Annotated in this window: 1 protein-coding gene; it reads left to right on the plus strand. The window is 55.8% G+C overall.

What is annotated here, in order from left to right; genetic code table 11:
* The first annotated feature begins 160 nt into the window (after positions 1-160).
* Positions 161-448, plus strand: a complete 288-nt coding sequence (locus IV91_RS0112375; RefSeq protein ID WP_031598891.1) for a hypothetical protein — start codon at positions 161-163, stop codon at positions 446-448.
* The last annotated feature ends 281 nt before the right edge of the window (positions 449-729 follow it).

Genomic DNA, 729 nt, shown 5'->3' on the forward strand with positions numbered 1-729 from the left:
TCCTGACCAACCTGGCTGCACAACTCCTGGCTGTGGCCGCACAACGCCAACTACCCGTACTGGATGACAAACTCTACCTGGAGGTGTTTGCCTCCCCCAATTCCACCACCCACTCAACCCGGCGCAACTCCCGGGCCCGCTAATGACCCAAAGGAAAATCATGACCAAGAGAAAGTTGATCTTCACCTCGCGCCGTAACAAGCGTCCACCCACCTCCATCCTCGACATTGAACTTCCGGAACTCTCCAATGAGGCCGCAGCGGCGCTGGCCGATGTTCTGGTGCAGTTGTATCACCGCTTTGAAGCAGCCTACTACGCCCAGATCCTGAGCCATCATGCCGACCAACTCATTCCTCCAGAAAAGCCGTTCGCAGGGATGGCGCGCAGCGCCACCTCGCAAAACGCCGCTTTCGGTTATCGTCCCAATGTAACCGAAGAACTGTTCTGAACTTCGCACTCTCAGCCGGGCAGCCCCTCTGGGTCAGCCCGGCCCCCCCTTCCTGAGGATGGGAACAAAATCCCTGGCTCCCGGAAAACCCTCAAACAATTTGCACCACTCAGCACCGCATAAGCACTGCGGTCGTTCACCACCCCATCGCAATCCCTCAACCCTCACATTTGCGTGACGGTCACAATATTGCTCAGTCAAATCCACCATCAGATTTATGCGGATTCTGACAGCCGTCTACAACCCATCACAGAGCGTGCAAATCAAACCATCAATCATCT

Origin of the sequence: Ferrovum myxofaciens, assembly GCF_000735045.1 — a bacterium.
Taxonomy (GTDB): Bacteria; Pseudomonadota; Gammaproteobacteria; order Burkholderiales; family Ferrovaceae; genus Ferrovum; species Ferrovum myxofaciens.

Coding starts and splice junctions, on each gene's coding strand:
- IV91_RS0112375 (WP_031598891.1), top strand. CDS start 161: ATGACCAAGAGAAAGTTGATCTTCACCTCGCGCCGTAACAAGCGTCCA.